Origin of the sequence: Paenibacillus xerothermodurans (assembly GCF_002220865.2) — a bacterium.
Lineage (GTDB): Bacteria > Bacillota > Bacilli > Paenibacillales > NBRC-103111 > Paenibacillus_S > Paenibacillus_S xerothermodurans.
The window spans coordinates 49,244-68,391 of record NZ_NHRJ02000019.1 but is presented as its reverse complement, the minus strand read 5'-3'; the positions used below and the strand labels follow the sequence as shown (position 1 = coordinate 68,391).

At 49.8% G+C, this 19,148-nt stretch carries 18 protein-coding genes; all 18 read left to right on the top strand.

The features are described 5' to 3' along the window. Positions 1 to 234 precede the first annotated feature (234 nt). The 18 genes from fliW to CBW46_RS19490 all read left to right on the top strand — a co-directional run bounded on the left by fliW (position 235) and on the right by CBW46_RS19490 (position 18,786). The gene (gene fliW, locus CBW46_RS19575; RefSeq protein ID WP_089201647.1) at positions 235 to 723 is read left to right on the top strand and encodes a flagellar assembly protein FliW; all 489 of its coding nucleotides are present in this window, start codon (positions 235 to 237) and stop codon (positions 721 to 723) included. Between the two features lie 11 nt (positions 724 to 734). Further along, positions 735 to 932, top strand: coding sequence for a carbon storage regulator (locus CBW46_RS19570; protein ID WP_243633410.1), 198 nt, complete (start codon positions 735 to 737; stop codon positions 930 to 932). A 155-nt stretch (positions 933 to 1,087) separates the two neighbouring features. Then, the gene (locus tag CBW46_RS19565) at positions 1,088 to 2,104 is read left to right on the top strand and encodes a flagellin N-terminal helical domain-containing protein (protein ID WP_089201645.1); all 1,017 of its coding nucleotides are present in this window, start codon (positions 1,088 to 1,090) and stop codon (positions 2,102 to 2,104) included. Positions 2,105 to 2,401: 297 nt separating this feature from the next. Beyond that, positions 2,402 to 2,815 (top strand): flagellar protein FlaG, encoded by a 414-nt coding sequence (locus CBW46_RS19560; RefSeq protein WP_243633409.1) that lies wholly within the window; start codon positions 2,402 to 2,404, stop codon positions 2,813 to 2,815. 33 nt (positions 2,816 to 2,848) lie between these two features. Continuing rightward, entirely contained in the window at positions 2,849 to 4,393 is a 1,545-nt protein-coding gene (fliD, locus tag CBW46_RS19555) for a flagellar filament capping protein FliD (RefSeq protein WP_089201644.1), read from the top strand. Positions 4,394 to 4,425: 32 nt separating this feature from the next. After that, positions 4,426 to 4,815, top strand: coding sequence for a flagellar export chaperone FliS (fliS, locus tag CBW46_RS19550; RefSeq protein WP_089201643.1), 390 nt, complete (start codon positions 4,426 to 4,428; stop codon positions 4,813 to 4,815). After that, positions 4,799 to 5,143: a flagellar protein FliT gene (locus tag CBW46_RS19545; RefSeq protein WP_089201642.1), complete on the top strand. Its 345-nt coding sequence runs from the start codon at positions 4,799 to 4,801 to the stop codon at positions 5,141 to 5,143. Before fliS ends, CBW46_RS19545 begins: the two co-directional genes overlap by 17 nt. Positions 5,144 to 5,434: 291 nt before the next feature. Beyond that, the gene (locus CBW46_RS19540) at positions 5,435 to 5,632 is read left to right on the top strand and encodes a cold shock domain-containing protein (protein WP_089201641.1); all 198 of its coding nucleotides are present in this window, start codon (positions 5,435 to 5,437) and stop codon (positions 5,630 to 5,632) included. Positions 5,633 to 5,898: 266 nt separating this feature from the next. Next, a complete protein-coding gene (hpf, locus tag CBW46_RS19535; protein WP_089201640.1) occupies positions 5,899 to 6,450 on the top strand; it encodes a ribosome hibernation-promoting factor, HPF/YfiA family in 552 nt (183 codons plus the stop codon). 156 nt (positions 6,451 to 6,606) lie between these two features. Further along, positions 6,607 to 9,114 carry a preprotein translocase subunit SecA gene (gene secA, locus CBW46_RS19530; protein ID WP_089201639.1) on the top strand — a complete coding sequence of 836 codons (2,508 nt, stop codon included), beginning with the start codon at positions 6,607 to 6,609 and terminating at the stop codon, positions 9,112 to 9,114. A gap of 191 nt (positions 9,115 to 9,305) precedes the next feature. Then, positions 9,306 to 10,425 (top strand): peptide chain release factor 2 gene (gene prfB / locus CBW46_RS19525; RefSeq protein WP_207802338.1). Its coding sequence is split into 2 segments (ribosomal slippage): positions 9,306 to 9,377 and positions 9,379 to 10,425, totalling 1,119 coding nucleotides; the frame shifts between segments, so codons are not numbered across the junction. 198 nt (positions 10,426 to 10,623) lie between these two features. Further along, positions 10,624 to 11,508 carry a YitT family protein gene (locus tag CBW46_RS19520; protein ID WP_243633411.1) on the top strand — a complete coding sequence of 295 codons (885 nt, stop codon included), beginning with the start codon at positions 10,624 to 10,626 and terminating at the stop codon, positions 11,506 to 11,508. Positions 11,509 to 11,897: 389 nt separating this feature from the next. After that, positions 11,898 to 12,947, top strand: coding sequence for an N-acetyl-gamma-glutamyl-phosphate reductase (gene argC / locus CBW46_RS19515; RefSeq protein WP_089201636.1), 1,050 nt, complete (start codon positions 11,898 to 11,900; stop codon positions 12,945 to 12,947). Between the two features lie 26 nt (positions 12,948 to 12,973). After that, a complete protein-coding gene (gene argJ / locus CBW46_RS19510; protein WP_089201635.1) occupies positions 12,974 to 14,200 on the top strand; it encodes a bifunctional glutamate N-acetyltransferase/amino-acid acetyltransferase ArgJ in 1,227 nt (408 codons plus the stop codon). A gap of 202 nt (positions 14,201 to 14,402) precedes the next feature. After that, the gene (gene argB, locus CBW46_RS19505) at positions 14,403 to 15,194 is read left to right on the top strand and encodes an acetylglutamate kinase (RefSeq protein WP_089201634.1); all 792 of its coding nucleotides are present in this window, start codon (positions 14,403 to 14,405) and stop codon (positions 15,192 to 15,194) included. Positions 15,195 to 15,234: 40 nt separating this feature from the next. Further along, the gene (locus CBW46_RS19500; RefSeq protein ID WP_089201633.1) at positions 15,235 to 16,425 is read left to right on the top strand and encodes an acetylornithine transaminase; all 1,191 of its coding nucleotides are present in this window, start codon (positions 15,235 to 15,237) and stop codon (positions 16,423 to 16,425) included. Between the two features lie 124 nt (positions 16,426 to 16,549). Continuing rightward, complete coding sequence (argF, locus tag CBW46_RS19495) at positions 16,550 to 17,509, top strand: ornithine carbamoyltransferase (protein WP_089201632.1); 960 nt, start codon at positions 16,550 to 16,552, stop codon at positions 17,507 to 17,509. Between the two features lie 38 nt (positions 17,510 to 17,547). Beyond that, complete coding sequence (locus CBW46_RS19490) at positions 17,548 to 18,786, top strand: argininosuccinate synthase (protein ID WP_089201631.1); 1,239 nt, start codon at positions 17,548 to 17,550, stop codon at positions 18,784 to 18,786. The last annotated feature ends 362 nt before the right edge of the window (positions 18,787 to 19,148 follow it).

Sequence of the window (19,148 nt, the reverse complement as noted above, 5' to 3'; positions counted from 1 at the left end):
ACAATGTGTTCTACCACACGGTGGCCGAAATCCGTAACAATGTTCAGCAATTTATGGACGAAATTATGAAATCTCGGTGGTCGATCATAGATCGGCTTTGTGTTAGGTTCTAACTCAATTCTAGCGAATTCATTAGTTCAACTTATATAGCTAAGCATGAAGCTATAGAGTGTAATGATCTATAGCTTTTAATTTTTTTGTCGAACATATTTTACTCAGTTAGGAGCGCTACACATGATCAAATTAAATACGACAAGCTTGGGTGAAATTGAAGTTGCCGAAGATCAAATCATTGCGTTCCCGGAAGGGATCCCCGGTTTTGGCGAGTATCGAAGCTTCACCATTTTGCCAATTGAACCCGGGCTGCCATTCGCTTATTTACAGTCGGTGGATGAGGAACGAATACATTTTGTTGTAGTGAACCCGTTTGTTGTTTTTTCCGCATACGACATAGAAATTGACCAAGAGACACAGACCGACCTGCAGATCAGTGATCCTACAGAAGTAGAGGTTTGGTGTATTTTAGCAATTAAGGATACACTGGAAGCGGCCACTGTTAATTTGTTAGCCCCTATTATTATCAATTCCAAGCAACGCATTGGCAAACAGGTAATACTGCATGATTCGAGTTACGCTGCTCGTCATTTGCTATCCGAATTAATTCAGCAATCTGCAGCGGAAGATAAGGAGCGAGTGCGATGTTGGTGCTATCGAGAAAATTAGGAGAATCCATTATGATAGGTGATCAGGTGGAACTGGTTGTTGTCAGCGTGGAAAAGGACGTCGTTCGCGTAGGCATCAAGGCCCCCAAGCACATGCAGATATATCGCAAGGAGCTTTATGATTTACTGAAGCAATCCAACGAGGAAGCATCAAAAAGTGCGGTGAAACCTGACCAATTAAAAGCACTGATAAAGAAAAAAGAAAAATAATTTTCTTATGGACTATTAACTTTCCTCTGACACGATTCGATATATACATTAGAAGGTTGGGAGAGCCAGGGCGGCCGACCTGAAAGGCCTCTCATCCGACACTATCAATCCACACGGATGTGGATTCAACCAACTTCAGGGAGGAAGTATATATCATGAGAATTAATCACAACATTGCTGCATTGAACACACATCGCCAACTGACAAGCGCAAATGGCGCGCAAGGTAAATCGATGGAGAAATTGTCCTCGGGTCTTCGCATCAACCGTGCAGGTGACGATGCCGCTGGTCTAGCAATCTCCGAAAAAATGCGTGGACAAATCCGTGGTTTGGACCAAGCATCTCGTAACGCTCAAGACGGTATTTCTTTGATTCAAACTACCGAGGGTGCTTTGAACGAAACTCACTCCATCTTGCAGCGTATGCGTGAACTGGCGGTTCAATCTGCGAACGATACGAATACTGATACTGACCGCAAAGAACTACAAAAAGAAGTAAACCAACTTGCTTCTGAAATCACTCGGATCGGTAACAACACTGAGTTCAACACTAAGAAGTTGTTGGACGGTAACTTCTCTGGTACCTTCCACATCGGTGCTAACGCAGGCCAAAACCTTTCCATCACTGTCAGCGATATGCGCTCGGACGCTCTACAAGTAGGTACTGCTTATACGTCAGATAGCGCGACAGGTACATTAATTGGGGAAGATGGTTCAAATGTTGTGGCAACATGGGTACAAGCTGATCCAGACCCTGCTGGTGATGGTACGCTACCGCCAACGCCTGCAGGCTACTATGCTGGTGATGGCTCGGGACCTCTTCTGTTTGAAGCTGCTGCTGCTTTAGCAAACGGGCAGAAAGGCGCACTTGGTATCGACATTTCTTCCCAAACTGTAGCTGACACAGCTATTACTACAATCAACAATGCGATTGAAACCGTGTCTGCGGAGCGTTCTAAGCTGGGTGCTACCCAAAACCGGTTAGAGCACACAATCAATAACCTAGGCACATCGTCAGAAAACCTGACAGCTGCTGAATCCCGTGTCCGTGACGTAGACATGGCTAAAGAAATGATGGAACAAACTAAAAACTCTATCCTTGCTCAAGCTGCACAAGCTATGTTGGCTCAAGCTAACCAACAGCCGCAAGGCGTACTTCAGCTTCTTCGTTAATTCTAACGGGTAGATTCCATAATTTCACACACGAAGGCCCTAGAGCATTCTAGGGTTTTTTGCTATGTTCACTCATTCACGGGTAGCCAATGCGATAGAACTCATTTTACTGCTAGTTGCACACGGCGTTGCTAAGGGGTGAACACATAGGCTACGTGCGCAGCACATGACAACAAAAGGAGGAACATTAAGAATACAGATCTCGCTCTTTTTTGCCGCTTTTTCGACATACACCTAACAGATTACCCCGAGTCTTCCGATATATATCATAACACATATGCGCATGGAGGAATTTCAATGGATCTTTCTTCAATCGGAGGCAACCAATTTTCTTCATTTGAGAGGTCAGGATCGGATGACATAACGAGAAAGGCCAAAGCAGACACCGCCGTGGAGCCTGGATCGGTAGATGCTGCCATGGTGCAATCAGTCCATACCACAGATCAACTCAAGCAGCTATTTCTTCAGGGTGAAAGAATCGTCGCAGGCGATGAGCAACTCATTAAAGCCATAGAAAAGGCGCTGAAGGCACTGCAAGGTCCCGCCACGGCTCTAGAGTTCTCTATACATGAGCAGACTAAACAAGTGATGGTGAAAGTTCTTGAACGCGACACAGGCAAGTTGATTCGTGAGGTCCCTCCGGAGAAAACACTGGACTTTGTTGCAAGCATTTGGAAAATGGCTGGTATACTGGTGGATGAGAGAAGATAATATGTCGAGCGGCAAAATAGGGGGAGTAAACGAATGGTTCAACGGATAGTAGGATTGGCGTCGGGGATGGATATCGATAATTTGGTAAAATCGATGCTGCTAGGACAACGCACTAAAGTGGATCGATTAAACCAGCAGAAACAAACGGTGGAATGGCAACGGCAGGCCTACCTTGATTTGAACACCAAGATCTATGATTTCCGCAATTCGAAACTTTACAATTTCAAACAGGAAAGTACGCTCACTGCATCTAAAGCGGACGTTTCTGGCAACGCCGATGCGGTGAGTGCGAAACCGACGGGAGATGCCATTCCAGGTAACTTGGTCGTAAAGGTGCAGAGTTTGGCGACGGCAGCAAGTTTGCATAGCTCAGAGGAGGTTGCGGTAGACGCTCGCACCTTAGCAGCGCAGTTCGGTACGGTCCCCCAAACTTTGACGATTAACGGTAAGTCGTTGGAGCTGACGGCGACCGATACCATGAGCACACTGATCGAGAAGATTAACAAGCAAACCAATGTCACCGCGTTTTACGATGCTTCGGCTAAAAAGTTATCTTTCATGGCGAAAGAGACTGGTGCAGTAAATGGTGGGACTGCGACGCAACCAGGTACGGGAGACAAAATCATGGTGAGTGGCGACTTTCTGACAAGCACAATGAAAATGGCTGAAGGCACTACTCCGGATGGTACGCCTAATTTTAAGGCCGCAACTGACGCCAAGGTATATATCAACGATCTGCTTACCACACAGAAAAGTAACACATTCAGGGTTAACGGTATTGACATCACGCTGAAAGCTGTCAGCCCATATAACGGCCCACCTCCCGCGAATCCAGCCACCGCAACAGCGAGTAGCTTCGTTAGCTCGACGATCACCGTCTCCCGAGACACCGATAAGATTGTCGAATCCATCAAAACGTTTGTATCGGATTACAATAACATTCTTAAATCACTGCAAGACAAAGTGAGTGAGGAACGCTTCCGTGATTTTGCACCGCTCACGGCAGAACAAAAAGCAGCTATGGAAGAGAAAGAAATAGAAAAGTGGGAAGAGAAGGCCAAAAGCGGTCTGCTAAAAAACGAGTCTGTGTTCACCTCTTTGATCAGCAACATGCGGTTAGCTATCGCTTCAAAAGTGGATAATGGGTCGACATTGTATGATACTCTTTCATCTATTGGTATTACGACCGGCACCTATACGGAAAAAGGCAAATTGTATTTGGATGAGACTAAGCTGCGAAAAGCTCTGGCTGAGGAACCACAAGCAGTGGTGGACTTGTTCACGGCCAATGGTACGGCAGATGATCGCTCGGATATGGGTATCGCGGAAAGAATTTATGCAGACCTGAAAGCTCCCCTTGAACAAATCAAGAAAAAGACGGGATTTTCATCTGTTTCTCTTGATGAAGAAACTGTCTTAGGTAAACAAATGAAGCAGCTTAGTGATCGTATTTATGAAGGCAACAGACGCCTAACGGAAATGGAAAATCGGTACTATCGTCAGTTTACCGCAATGGAACAAGCTATTCAGAGGTTTAACGAACAGTCCGTTAGCTTATCAGGGTATTTTCAACAATAATATTATAAAACGTATCACTGGAGGAACACGGCATGCTACAAATGCAGCGCAATAAATACTTAGAAACAACCGTTCAGACTGCCACTCCTGCGCAACTGCTTATTATACTGTGCGATGGGGCGATCCGTTTTTGCAAGCAGGCTATCGCGGCGATCGAACAGCGTAATTATGAGGACGCTAATAAGAATCTAACTAAGACGCAAGATATTATTTCTGAGTTCGCCATTACATTAGATAGACAAGCTTCCATCGCCGAACCGCTGCTCAAGCTGTATGAATACTTCAATTTCCGCTTGATTGAAGCCAACATTCAGAAGAAGACCGAACCGGCCGAGGAAGTGTTGGGGTATCTGATTCAGTTGAAAGAAACTTGGATGGAAGCTGCGAAAGCGGGAAACAACGCCAATGCACAGCTTGGATGATCTCGTCGCTCAGTTAGAATCAATGACCGCGGCGCTCACCGTCCACTTATCCACGGCGTCTGCGGATGATCTCGCAGGATTCGTGCAGCAACGAGATGAGCTTATCCACAGCATTAACGCGGCAAACAGCTCACCGGGGGAGCGGGCACTATTGAAGCCCCGTGTGGACAAGATACTCCGCTGGGACGAACTCATCATCGCACGTATGGCCCAATTAAAGGAAGAAGCCCAGGCTGGGATGAACAAAATGAATCAAGGGCGCGTCCAAAGAGGAGCCTATGAAGCTGCCTACACCCCCGATAGTGTGTTCTTCGACCGAAAAAAATAATACGAACGACAGACTCTTGTTCACGTCAAGGGTCTTTTTAGTTTGCATGCCCCTGTGGACAATGTGGACAACTTTGTGTATAACTTTAGAAAAAAGTGTCGAAAAACCGCAAAGCACCGCGGTTTTTTAATGTGAATAATTTATTAACGGTATGTTAGTACTTGAATTTTCTAAATATTTGCCTAACACCTGTGGATATAATTGACAGCGCTAAATCGGGAATGCTATATTCGAATTGTGGAATTGTATCCACAGGGTTAATTTTATTTGATAATGAAGGGAATGTGTTGTATGCAGGGTAAAGTGAAATGGTTTAACGCGGAAAAAGGATACGGTTTCATTGAGCGCGAAGACGGTGGAGATGTATTTGTTCATTTCTCTGCGATCCAAACCGAGGGCTTCAAGACGCTGGACGAAGGTCAATCCGTAGAGTTTGACATCGTGGAGGGCGCTCGCGGACCTCAAGCAGCAAACGTAACTAAGTTGTAATTAATCGGCGTATTAGTGCCTGCTTGGTATAGATGGGTTATCGATTACTATTAGCGGCTGAGCACCTGGGACACCCTGGGTGCTTTTTTCATTGCGAGCGTGTAAACGCAGCTCCGGCATCTCAATCTGAAGATGCAGCAGTGCGACCAACTCCCACATCACATGCTCGACAGAAAATTCTGAAAAATTGTTTTGGAAATGTAAAGGAGTTTTGAAGGAGGTTCGGGAATATAGTATACTAGAGATACGAAAGGAGGAGAAGTACAGTGAAATTCAACATTCGTGGTGAGAATATCGAGGTAACCGATGCACTGAAAGACTATGTTGAGAAAAAGCTGAGTAAGCTGGATAAGTACTTTGAAACTCCCCCTACTTCTGAAGTGTATGTAACATTAAGCGTGCTGAAAGGCATGCAAACCGTTGAGGTGACGATCCCGTTAACGGGCGTTATGCTGCGGGCCGAAGAGAAACATACTGATATGTACGCATCGATTGATTTGGTTATTGACAAACTTGAAAGGCAAATTCGGAAGCATAAGACCAAACTGTACCGGAAAATACGGCAGAATGCGGTCATTCGGGATACTTGGAAGGTGGATGCCTCCGCTGAACTCAATGTAGAAGACGAAGATGACGTATATGAACTGGTGAGAACGAAGCGTTTTACACTGAAACCGATGGATATCGATGAAGCCATCCTGCAGATGAATATGGTAGGTCACAACTTCTTCGTATTTTCAAACATGGACACGGAACAGGTAAATGTGGTATATAAACGAAATGATGGTAAATATGGCCTTATCGAACCGGCCAGATAAATAAGAAAATGGTGGAGCTTGCCCAGCCGGGCAGGCTCTTTTTAGATAGGTTGGCAATAAGTAACAAAGGATGAAATTTACAGTTCTTGCGACTCTTATCGCAAACTGATACAATTTAAGGCAAACCGTTTTTTAAATATAAGGGAGATGGGGCCCATGCTAGGACTCGTTAAAAAAATATTCGGTGATTCCAATGAACGTGAAGTGAAGCGTTTATGGAAAACTGTTGATGCTATTAACCAACTGGAATCGTCTATGGAAGTTTTAACGGACGATGAGCTCCGTAACAAAACTACGGAATTTCGTGAACGTTTAAATAAGGATGAAACATTGGATGATTTACTGCCGGAAGCATTCGCTGTAGTACGCGAGGCTTCCAAGCGTGTGCTGGGCAAACGCCATTACGACGTACAGCTGGTAGGCGGTATGGTGCTTCATGAGGGCCGCATCGCCGAGATGAGAACCGGGGAAGGTAAAACATTGGTCGGAACACTGCCGGTCTATCTGAATGCTTTGGCGGGTAAAGGTGTGCACGTGGTTACGGTGAATGAGTATTTGGCTCAGCGGGATAGCGCGGAAATGGGTAGAATTTATGAATTTCTCGGTATGACCGTTGGTGTCAATTTAAATAATCTGCTGCATCATGAGAAGCAGGCGGCATACGCCTGTGATGTCACATACGGGACGAACAATGAGTTCGGTTTCGACTATTTGCGTGACAATATGGTCATGTACAAGGAACAGATGGTTCAGCGTCCGCTGTATTATGCGGTAATTGACGAGGTCGACTCCATTCTCGTGGATGAAGCACGTACACCGCTGATCATTTCCGGACAAGCTGCCAAATCTACGGATATGTACTATCGGGCGGATCGATTCGTGAGCCGGTTGAAGCCGGAAGAAGACTACACCGTCGATATCAAAATGCGGACCACAACGCTAACGGAAGCGGGCGTGGCTAAGGCTGAGCAAACATTTAACATCGACAATCTGTTTGATCACACTAACGTGACTTTGAACCATCATATCACACAGGCGCTCAAGGCACATGTGATCATGAAGCGCGATGTGGACTATGTGGTTGAAGGCGGCGAGGTTGTCATTGTCGACGAGTTCACTGGGCGTTTGATGACAGGGCGCCGTTACAGCGAAGGGCTGCACCAAGCGATCGAGGCGAAAGAACAGCTCCAAGTGCAGAACGAGTCGATGACTCTGGCTACGATCACATTCCAGAACTACTTCCGTATGTACCGCAAGCTGTCGGGAATGACAGGTACTGCAAAAACTGAGGAAGAGGAGTTCAAAAAGATCTACGGACTCGAGGTTATCGTTGTACCTACCAACCGTCCGATGATTCGCGAGGATTTGCCGGATGTCGTTTACAAAAACGTGAACAGTAAATTCCGCGCGGTCGTGGACGAGATTGTCAAACGGCATCAAAACAAGCAGCCGGTGCTGGTTGGTACGGTCTCGATCGAAAACTCGGAGCGTTTGTCGGACCTGCTGAAACGCAAAGGCATTCCTCACAAGGTGCTGAACGCGAAATACCACGCCGAAGAAGCGGAGATTGTATCGCGTGCCGGCCAGGCAGGAGCGGTGACTATCGCTACAAATATGGCGGGTCGAGGCACGGACATTGTTTTGGGTGAAGGGGTGGCTGAAGTCGGTGGTCTGCATATTGTAGGTACCGAGCGCCATGAAAGCCGCCGGATCGATAACCAGCTCCGCGGTCGTGCAGGACGTCAGGGGGATCCGGGTTCTTCGCAGTTCTATCTATCTATGGAAGATGATTTGATGCGCCGTTTCGGTGCGGAAAATATCATGGGCATGATGGATCGACTAGGCTTCGAAGAAGATCAACCCATTGAGAGTAAGCTAATCACGCGTGCTGTGGAATCGGCACAGAAGCGGGTGGAGGGCAACAACTTCGACGTACGGAAGGTCGTATTGCAGTATGATGATGTGATGAACCAGCAGCGTGAGATTATATATAAGCAGCGCCGCGAGGTGTTGGAATCGGATAATATCCGTGACATCACTTTGGGCATGATCTTCCCGGTTATCGAGCGTATTGTGGAGGCTCACTGTCCAAAGGATCTCGTTCCCGAAGAATGGGATCTGCCAGCTATCATTGATTACGCGAATGGGACATTTTTACATGAAGGCCAATTGACTGCAGAGGATTTGTGGGGCAAAGAGCCTGAAGAGATGACTCAGTATATCAAGGATTTGGTTCAGCGCCTATATGAAGAACGTGAGCAAGCAATGGGCGAAGAGATAATGCGCGAGTTTGAAAAGGTGGTCGTCCTTCGTGCGGTCGATTCCAAGTGGATGGACCATATCGATGCAATGGATCAACTGCGCCAAGGTATCCATTTGCGTGCCTATGGCGGCACAGACCCGCTTCGCGAGTACCAATTCGAAGGTTTTGAAATGTTTAAGGAAATGATTGAGCGGATACAAGAGGAAGTAGCCACATACATCATGAAGGCTCACGTTGAGACGAATCTGCAGCGTCAGCCGGTGGTGGAGGCGCAGCCGGTCGCAGCCGATGGCGGGCCGGCACCTAAGAAGCCGGTGGTCAATGAAGAACGTACCGGACGTAACGATCTCTGTCCTTGCGGCAGCGGTAAGAAATATAAGCAATGTCATGGTGCTTCGTAAACTGCGAAGCAGAGGCAGTAAGGCAGCCGGGCTCGGATCCGGCTCCTTTTTTTACCGGCAGATTTGCACGTAAGAATCAGCCACGCACTGTCACGCGAGCGCACACAGGGCTACAAATGTTAACGTATTATTATAAGTGCACAGTTTTGCACATACGAAAGTGACTTGCAAACTTTTAAGGAGTGGATACTATGTTAGATCCGGAAGTAAAACAGGATTTACGAGAAACGGCTAAACGGTTAGCTGAGCTTAGGGGGTCTCTTTGACTTAGATCTCAAGATGGAGCAAATCGCCAACTTTGAAGAAAAGATGGCCGCCCCCGATTTTTGGGACCACAACGAAGAAGCACAGAAGGTCATTGCCGAGATGAATGCGGTAAAAGGCGGAGTCGATCAATTTCAAGCGCTGTCCGCTGAGTTCGAGGATCTCGAGGTTATGGTTGAACTGATGCAGGATGAGCAGGACGAGAGCATGGCGGACGACATCAAGCAGGGGATCGAACAGCTTGTCTCCAAGCTGGAGAACTTCGAGCTGCAGCTGCTGCTGAACCAGCCTTATGACCGGTTGAACGCCATCGTTGAGCTGCACCCCGGCGCCGGCGGCACCGAGTCGCAGGATTGGGCGGAAATGCTGCTTCGCATGTACCGCCGCTGGGCGGAGAAGCGGGATTTCAAGGTAGAAGTGCTTGACTATCTGCCTGGAGACGAAGCCGGTGTGAAGAGCGTAACGCTGCTGATCAAAGGGCATAATGCCTACGGTTACCTGAAAGCGGAAAAAGGCGTGCATCGGTTAGTGCGAATCTCTCCTTTCGACGCATCGGGACGCCGTCATACATCTTTCGTATCATGTGATGTAATGCCGGAGATTGATGACGATGTAGAAGTAGATATTCGCACGGAGGACCTGAAGATAGACACCTACCGTGCGAGCGGCGCCGGCGGTCAGCACATCAATACGACGGACTCGGCTGTTCGGATTACGCACATGCCGACAGGGGTGGTCGTTAGCTGCCAAACCGAGCGTTCACAGATCAAGAACCGTGAGCGTGCGATGAAAATGCTGCGCTCCAAATTGTATGAGAAAAAGATCGAAGAGCAAATGAAACACTTGGCGGAAATCCGCGGCGAAGTCTCCGATATTGCGTGGGGAAGCCAAATTCGTTCCTACGTATTCCATCCATACAGCATGGTGAAGGATCACCGTACAGCAACGGAGACGGGTAATATAGGAGCGGTAATGGATGGGGATTTGGATATGTTCATCGACGCTTACCTGCGTCTTCAGATTCAATCCGATGCCAAAGAAGGATAAAGCACTGAACCCGCAAGCATCATCATAAATAACGTATCACAAGTAAAACCTACACGTATTGCCAAAACCTAGGACGACGGCGTCATGCTGCTAAAGCTGCATACCGATGCGTTGCTTGAGTCGGCTGTCACGTCGTAGGTTTTTCTTTTACATAGGCAAGTAAGGAGTTGTGGCTGCCAGGAAGGAGGAGCAGTAGTGGTGAATGACACAAAACGAAGCCGAAAACTCAGGGCCTCCCGCCGCCGCAGATCTTGGTTCATTGAATACGCGCTGCTGCTCATCGGTGCGCTGTGTATTGCGGTCAGCTTTAACATGCTGCAGAATCCCAACGAAATTGCTGCGGGCGGGGTAACGGGCATCAGCATCATCGTGAGGGAAGTGTTGGGCATCGAGCCGGCGTTTACACAATGGGCACTGAACATTCCTTTGTTTGTTCTAGGATTATGGTTGCTTGGCGGACAGTTTGGCTTGCGAACCGCTATCGGTTCGGCACTGCTCCCTATGCTCGTTTTGCTCACGAGGGAACTGCCTCCTTTGACAGATAACTTGCTGTTGGCTAGTATTTACGGTGGAATTTTGGTCGGAATTGGATTAGGGCTGGTGTTCCGCGGCAGAGGCTCTACAGGTGGTTTAGATCTAGCGGCGCAGCTGGTACACAGATATACGGGGCTCAGTCTGGGACTGGCGGTGGCGATCTTGGACGGGTTGGTGATTCTTGCGGCGGGTATTGTGCTGTCTCCGGAAAAGGCGATGTATGCACTCATTGGATTGTTCGTTACCAGCAGAACCATTAACATTGTCCAGGTCGGACTTAGTTATTCGAAGGTGGCCTTCATTATTTCAAAGCATGCGGAAGATATCAGATCGGCGGTGCTGCATGAATTAGATCGTGGAGTTACGATGCTGGAAGCAAAGGGTGGCTACACCGGGGAGATTCGAACGGTTCTGATGATTGTCGTCGGCCAGACACAGGTAAACAATCTAAAAGAGCTGGTAAAAGCGATCGACCCGGGCGCCTTCGTGATTCTGAGTGATACAAATGAAGTGCTTGGAGAAGGCTTTAAGTTTCATGGCATACCTTAGATAAGGATAGAACAGGCGCGGACCATAAGGGTTCTGTGCCTTTTTACATTTTCATGTTAAAATTTAAAAGAATTTATTGGCTGCCGCCGATGGAGCATGCGCTGTTTGTTTGCAGCCATGGGAGGGGAAGAAAAGCAGGACGACTGTTGACCGGCAGGGGCAGAACACCAAGTGTGATCCCACACACGTCCCAGGCCGAGCGATTTGAGAGCGCTGCCTCACGTGTTAGCATACTTTTTGCCGGGCAGCAGTGAGCGCTTTCTTTTGCCCGCATATATACATAAAGCTCGGTAGAAGCGCTGAAGCTTCGAATGAAAGTAAAAATTACGTTGAATTATTATACTGACAAATGTATAATAATTCATAACTTGCAGGTGGGGGGAACGGATATGTCTACGAAATTGAGAGCGGCTATCATCGGATCAACCGGGTATGGCGGGGTGGAGCTGATCAGGCTCCTGCTCTCGCACCCGAATGTGGAGATCACGTCGGTTATTTCCACATCAAGGGCCGGCGTGCCCATAGCGGATGGTTTTCCGCATTTAAATCAAATCGTGACAAACACACTGGACGGAATCGACATTGGACAGCTGCAGCAAAAAGCTGACGTGGTTTTCACCGCTACACCGCATGGTGTGGCCACTGAACTTGCCCCGAAGCTGGTGGATGCTGGGCTAAAGGTCATTGATCTGTCCGGCGATTTCCGCTTGAAGTCAGGAGAGGCATATGAACGTTGGTATAAGCATAAGCCGGCCGATCCTGCGTATGTAGAGAAAGCCGTGTACGGTTTGTCGGAGGTGTTTGCCGATGAGGTGCGTGGCGCCGGGTTCATTTCAAATCCGGGCTGTTTTCCGACAGCGACACTGCTTGGTTTGGTCCCTGTGGTGAGTGAAGGTTGGGCAGATTTGTCATCCATTATTATCGACGCGAAAACGGGTGTGTCAGGTGGAGGACGGGGATTAAGCTTAGGCTTCCACTACTCCGAGATCAATGAGAACTTGTTAGCATATAAAGTAAATAGGCATCAACACACGCCGGAGATTGAGCAGGTGCTCAGCAGGGTGGCAGGCGAGGCTGCGGTAGTCACTTTTACGACACATTTGGTGCCCATGACTCGGGGGATTTTGTCCACAATGTATGTTAATCTGAGGGAAATGCATACGGAGGAAGAAATTATCAATTTGTACCGGCGATACTATGAAGGCCGGCGCTTTGTCCGAATCCGTCCAGCGGGAAAATGGCCCGCTACCAAAGAGGTTTGGGGCTCGAACTACTGTGATATCGGCATATCGCTGGATCAACGTACAGGGCGGCTCACAATCATATCCGTCATCGACAACTTGGTAAAAGGCGCTGCTGGCCAAGCGATACAAAACCTGAACTTGCTGATGGGCTGGGATGAAGGAGCGGGGCTCGCGTTCACTCCGGTATATCCGTAAACAAGCATGCAATAAATGAGGAGAAGATGAAGGTGACAGATCAATTTACCGTTATGCCGGAAGGTACAATCACCACGCCGGCAGGTTTTCGTGCCGGGGGATTGCACTGCGGGCTGAAAAAGACGACTCGCTATGATCTCGGCATCATAGTATGTGACGTTCCTGCGCAGGCGGCGGGAGTATATACGCTGAACGCATTTCAAGCGGCTCCGCTGGGTGTGACGCAGGCAAGCATCGCGGTAGATGGCAAGCTGCAGGCGGTGCTCGTCAACAGCGGCAACGCCAATGCTTGCACGGGCAAGCAGGGCGAGGAGGATGCACGTGCAATGCGGACGGCTGCGGCAAAGGCGTTCGGTGTGGCCGAGCATCATGTCGGCGTGACTTCCACGGGCGTCATCGGCGAACTGCTCCCCATGCCGAAAGTGTTAAGCGGCATTGAAGAGCTGCCGTCCCAAGTGAAAGCAGACGGCGCGGAAGACTTCTGCCAGGCAATACTTACCACCGATTTGGTGCAGAAGATGACTTGCGTCCGCCTGACCGTAGGCGGCAAGACCGTGCACGTTGCCGGGGCGGCTAAAGGCTCGGGCATGATTCATCCTAACATGGCCACGATGCTTGGTTTCATTACGACGGATGCGAATATTGCCAATGTGCATCTGCAAAAGCTTTTGAACGGTGTAACGGACACAACGTTCAATATGATCACCGTCGATGGCGACACCAGTACCAACGATATGGTGGTAGCTATGGCAAGCGGCTTGGCGGGAAATGAAAGCTTAACGCCGGAGCACCCGGATTGGGCGGCCTTTGAAGCCGGCTTCCGATATGTCGCTGAATATTTGGCGAAGGCGATCGCTCGCGACGGTGAAGGCGCAACGAAGCTGATCGAAGTCACCGTAGCCGGAGCGGAATCACAGGAGGCGGCCCGGGCGATTGCGAAGACGGTGATCGGCTCGAGCTTGGTGAAATCGGCCTGCTTTGGCGCAGACGCGAACTGGGGCCGCATTATTGCAGCGGTGGGGCGTGCCGGGCAGCCGGTGAATACGGAGACGGTCCATATCCAATTGGGCGACATCGTAGTGCTCGAGCAATCCAGACCGGTAAAATTTGACGAGGACCGCGCATTAGCCTATTTGAAGGGCGAGCTGGTACAAATACTTGTGAACCTCAATATGGGCAATGAATCGGCCACGGCTTGGGGCTGTGACCTGACATATGATTATGTGCGGATCAACGCTGCTTACCGGACGTAATGCGATGTACCGGCGAATGAACGGAAGCAACTGTGTGGGATTTGCACTAGCTGTGTGGTCGTAACACAGTCGATGTTTGTGCCTGCTGCGCGCCCGCAAAAACAGTCGGCTTTTACCGCAGCGATGACCAGACGTCCGCCGGGAGGCCGGATGTCACGGTTAGGCGTGCAGCAGAACTAGGCGGCTAAAGGGGAACGAATAGATGAGTGCGATGTGTTTTGTCATGAAATGCGGCGGGAGTACCTTGGCTGCTTTGCCAAATTCATTTTTTGATGATATGAAACGGCTGCAGGATGAAGCGATTATTCCGGTGATCGTGCATGGCGGAGGGCCTGCGATCTCCGATACGCTGGGCAAACTCGGCATTGAGACGGAATTCGTGAATGGACTGCGCAAGACGAACGAGGCCGTGCTGGACGTGGTTGAGATGGTCCTCGCAGGGCGCATCAACAAGGAAATCGTGCGCAAGATACAGCTTTCAGGCGCGAAAGCATTGGGGCTGTCCGGAGTGGACGGCCATCTCATCCAAGCCGAGCCGGTAGCGCATGCTGATGAAGTCGGACTGGTGGGTGACGTGACCGGTGTGAACGCGGATTTGATTCAAGGCATGGTCAAAATGGGCTATATCCCGGTGATCGCGCCGGTTGGCCTTGGTGCGGACGGAAGCCAGCGTTACAACATCAACGCGGACACTGCGGCTGGAGCCGTTGCATCGCATATGGGCGTCGAACGAATGATCGTGGTCACTGATGTGCCGGGCATTATGAAACCTGTGGGCGGTGCGAGAGTGGTACTGCCAAGCGTCACGGTCAGCGAAATTGATAAGATGATCGCCAGCGGTGAAATATATGGCGGCATGATTCCCAAGGTGCGTGCCGCCATCCAGTGTATTCAAGGCAAAGTCAGGGAAGTCATCATTGTCAACGGTACGGAGCCCGAAGTGCTGAGCCGAGTCATCAAAGGCGCTGAAATCGGTACACGGATTGTGAAATAAATGTGCATACGCATTATTCTAAAAAGGAGTGAGTCAACGTATGGGAGAGGGAGCGAGCTCACTGTTTCCGAACTACGGCCGCTATGGCTTAACTTTTGTCAAAGGGGAAGGCAGTCGCCTGTGGGACGACACCGGCAAAGAATACTTGGATTTGATGTGCGGTCTGGCCGTCACTAATCTCGGTCACGCACCCAAGCAGGTGTCAGAGCGCTTGAAAGAACAGGTGGATACGCTGTGGCACACAAGCAATCTGTTTCACATTCCGAATCAGCAACGCCTAGCTGAGCTGCTCACCGATAACAGCTGCGCTGACGCGGTGTTCTTCTGCAACAGCGGTGCGGAAGCGAATGAGGCTGCCATAAAGTTGGTACGGCGCTATTTTCAGAAAATTGTCGGCAAGCCGGAGCAGTATGAGATCATCACATTCGACCAATCATTCCATGGCCGCACTCTGGCGACATTAACTGCGACCGGACAGGATAAGGTTAAGGACGGCTTTGCACCGCTGCCTGACGGCTTTGTGTACGCGCCATACAATGACGCCACTGCTTTGGAGCGGGTGATCGGGCCGAAAACGTGTGCGATAATGCTCGAAATGGTGCAAGGTGAAGGCGGTGTGAACCGTGCGGAGCCAGCCTTTGTCAAGCGCGTGGCAGAGCTGTGCGAGCAGCATGGGCTGCTGTTGATTGTTGATGAGATACAAACGGGGATTGCGCGAACCGGCAAGCTGTTTGCATATGAGCACTATGGTATCGAGCCGGATATTTTTACGTTGGCGAAAGGGCTTGGCAGTGGGATGCCGATTGGCGCCATGTTGGGTAAAGAAAAATTGCGCGAAGCGTTTTCTGCAGGAAGTCACGGTTCTACATTCGGAGGGAACTACCTGTCCACCGCAGCGGGCATCGCTACGATGGAGACGATTCTAGGAGATAAACTCTCCGAACGTGCGCAGGAACTGGGCACATACATCGTGAGCACGCTGCAGCAAAAGCTGGCAGGAAACCCGCTGGTGAAAGAAGTGCGCGGATTGGGATTGCTCATTGGCATCGAGTGCACACAACCGGTGGCGGATCCAATCACTGCCCTCCAAGAGAAGGCGGTGCTCGTTGTATCCGCCGGGCCGAATGTCATTCGCTTGGCGCCGAGCCTCCTTATTGCTAAGGAAGATTTGGACAGCGGCCTGGACGTGATCTGCAGCGTGCTGAGTAAGCAGTCGGCTGCTGCTGTGTAGCAAGACGGGCTAAGTATGACAAGGCTAAGTATAACAATAAAAAACAAATCAACTTTGTGCGTGGAAGTATTCATTGGATACAAGCAATAACATAACTTAAACAGAGTTGAAAAGGAGCTCTATTATGGCCTGGACAGAAACAGAAGAGCAATTAGCCATTGATTTGAACGGTAGAGATTTCCTTGGGATCTCCGACTTCTCAACAGGCGAACTGCAATATTTGATCGACATGGCGATCGATTTGAAGAAAAAGCTGAAAGCGGGAGAGGTTTATCAGCCTTTGAAGGGCAAGACGCTCGGCATGATTTTCGAGAAGTCATCTACCCGCACACGTGTTTCATTTGAAGTGGGAATGTATCAGCTTGGAGGCCATGCATTATTTTTAAGCAAAAATGATCTTCAGTTAGGCCGTGGTGAGACCGTATGGGATACCGCGCAAACCATGTCACGTTATTTGGATGGTATCATGATTCGTACTCATGCTCACCGCAAGGTGATTGATCTAGCCCGAGGCGCTACGATTCCGGTGATCAACGGACTTACGGAGCGTTCTCATCCGTGTCAGGCATTGGCCGATTATCAGACCATTTTGGAGCATAAGGGGCGTTTGCGTGGCTTAAAGGTGGCTTATGTAGGCGATGGTAACAACATGGTGCATTCTCTGATGATGGGTGCCGCCAAATTGGGCATCGATTTCGCAGTTGCTTCTCCCGAAGGCTATGAGCCTGACAAAAATGTGATTCAGCAAACGCAGGACGTCGCTAAACAAACCGGCGCAAAGCTGTATGTGGGTTACGATCCGAAGGAAGCCGTGGCCGATGCGGATGTGGTGTACACGGACGTGTGGGCAAGCATGGGCTTCGAGGAAGAGCAGGCTGAGCGCGAGAAAGCCTTCCACATCTATCAAGTGAACGAAGAACTGGTGAAACTGGCCAAAAAGGATTATCTGTTCATGCACTGCCTGCCGGCGCATCGCGGGGAGGAAGTCAGTGAAGGTGTGATTGACGGGCCGCACTCGATTGTTTTTGATCAGGCGGAAAACCGTCTGCACGCGCAAAAAGCAATTATGGCCGCTATCATGTAGCACTCGTCATCATTCAGAGCAAAGGAGAAATCGGACTCATGGCTAAGCAAAAAATTGTGCTCGCCTACTCGGGCGGTTTGGATACATCGATTATTTTAAAATGGTTGAAAGAAACTTACGATGCGGAAATTATCGCCTTCACAGCAGACATCGGACAAAAAGAAGAACTGGACGGTCTCGAAGCAAAAGCTCTGGCGACTGGCGCTTCCAAAGTTTATATAGACGATCTGCGTGCAGAGTTCGCCCAAGATTTTATCTTCCCTATGTTCCAGGCAGGCGCGCTGTATGAAGGACAATACCTGCTCGGCACCAGCATCGCCCGCCCGCTGATCGCAAAGCGCATGGTGGAGATCGCACGCCAAGAAGGCGCGACGGCGATTGCACATGGAGCCACTGGTAAAGGCAACGACCAGGTGCGTTTTGAGCTGGGGGTTGCCGCTCTCGCACCTGAGCTGGACGTTATTGCACCGTGGCGGCTGGATGAGTTCCGTGAAACGTTCCCGGGACGCGCGGAAATGATCGCTTATGCCGAGAAGCACGGTATTCCGGTAACGGCCTCCGCTGCGAAGCCGTACTCGACCGACCGCAACCTGCTGCATATCAGCTTTGAGAGCGGGATGTTGGAGGATCCTTGGTTTGATCCGAGCGCAGCATCCAACAAAGACATGTTTGTGTTAAGCGTGGATCCGGAGGATGCGCCCGACCAAGCCGAGTACATCGAGCTTAACTTCGAACAGGGGAACTGCGTAGGCTTGAACGGGAGTCGCCTCACCCCGCTGCAGGTGATGGAGAGCTTGAACGAGCTTGGAGGCAAGCATGGCATCGGACGTGTGGACATGGTGGAAAACCGCTTCGTTGGCATGAAGAGCCGTGGCGTATATGAGACACCGGGAGGTACGATCCTTTTCACGGCTCATCGCAAAATGGAGTCACTCACCATGGATCGCGAGGTTATGAGTCTGCGTGATTCCCTTATTTCCCGCTATGCGACACTGGTCTACAACGGTTTTTGGTTTGCGCCTGAGCGGCTGGCATTGCAAGCTTTGGTGAACGAAAGCCAGAAAAATGTTACCGGTACGGTCCGATTGAAGCTGTACAAAGGCAACGTGATCGGTGCAGGCGTACAGAGCCCGGTTAGCTTGTACAACCCGGATATCGCTACGATGGAGGCTGACCCTACTCAAGCTTACAATCAAGGCGATGCGACCGGATTTATTCGCTTGAATGCGCTGCGCTTGAAAGTATCCGCCGGTGTGCAGCAGAGCACGCAGAAGTAACCACTCGCCGCAGGATACTCGAGCATTCGGCTCAGGACGAACGCTGCCGGCGTGCCTAATACACGCAGGTTGAGCGGATTTCACCTTCGGGTGAAGTTAGCGGCGGACGGGTCAGTAACAGTGTAGGCACATTGCCTGGTGAAGAAAGTGGCTGGGTGTGCGCAGCCAGTGGGGAGCGCTGCATCGAGTGCATCAATAGCGGTACGTGTCTACACTACATCATACGCACGAAACAAACGTCGGCGTTGTTGCAGTGCAGCATTGCTGCCGTTGATATGTGGTCGTGAGAGGATACAGGCCTTCCTAGTCCACTAGGGAGGCCTTCGTGTATAAGTGTTTTTATGTGAGCAGCTATATACGGA

What these genes read in the sequence shown, in the direction of transcription:
- fliS (WP_089201643.1), top strand. Translation starts at nt 4,426, where the DNA reads ATGCTACAAATGCAGCGCAATAAATACTTAGAAACAACCGTTCAGACT.
- argJ (WP_089201635.1), top strand. Translation starts at nt 12,974, where the DNA reads ATGAAGGTGACAGATCAATTTACCGTTATGCCGGAAGGTACAATCACC.
- fliD (WP_089201644.1), top strand. Translation starts at nt 2,849, where the DNA reads ATGGTTCAACGGATAGTAGGATTGGCGTCGGGGATGGATATCGATAAT.
- argF (WP_089201632.1), top strand. Translation starts at nt 16,550, where the DNA reads ATGGCCTGGACAGAAACAGAAGAGCAATTAGCCATTGATTTGAACGGT.
- CBW46_RS19565 (WP_089201645.1), top strand. Translation starts at nt 1,088, where the DNA reads ATGAGAATTAATCACAACATTGCTGCATTGAACACACATCGCCAACTG.
- CBW46_RS19560 (WP_243633409.1), top strand. Translation starts at nt 2,402, where the DNA reads ATGGATCTTTCTTCAATCGGAGGCAACCAATTTTCTTCATTTGAGAGG.
- argC (WP_089201636.1), top strand. Translation starts at nt 11,898, where the DNA reads ATGTCTACGAAATTGAGAGCGGCTATCATCGGATCAACCGGGTATGGC.
- CBW46_RS19570 (WP_243633410.1), top strand. Translation starts at nt 735, where the DNA reads ATGATAGGTGATCAGGTGGAACTGGTTGTTGTCAGCGTGGAAAAGGAC.
- CBW46_RS19490 (WP_089201631.1), top strand. Translation starts at nt 17,548, where the DNA reads ATGGCTAAGCAAAAAATTGTGCTCGCCTACTCGGGCGGTTTGGATACA.
- CBW46_RS19545 (WP_089201642.1), top strand. Translation starts at nt 4,799, where the DNA reads ATGCACAGCTTGGATGATCTCGTCGCTCAGTTAGAATCAATGACCGCG.
- CBW46_RS19500 (WP_089201633.1), top strand. Translation starts at nt 15,235, where the DNA reads ATGGGAGAGGGAGCGAGCTCACTGTTTCCGAACTACGGCCGCTATGGC.
- CBW46_RS19540 (WP_089201641.1), top strand. Translation starts at nt 5,435, where the DNA reads ATGCAGGGTAAAGTGAAATGGTTTAACGCGGAAAAAGGATACGGTTTC.
- fliW (WP_089201647.1), top strand. Translation starts at nt 235, where the DNA reads ATGATCAAATTAAATACGACAAGCTTGGGTGAAATTGAAGTTGCCGAA.
- argB (WP_089201634.1), top strand. Translation starts at nt 14,403, where the DNA reads ATGAGTGCGATGTGTTTTGTCATGAAATGCGGCGGGAGTACCTTGGCT.
- secA (WP_089201639.1), top strand. Translation starts at nt 6,607, where the DNA reads ATGCTAGGACTCGTTAAAAAAATATTCGGTGATTCCAATGAACGTGAA.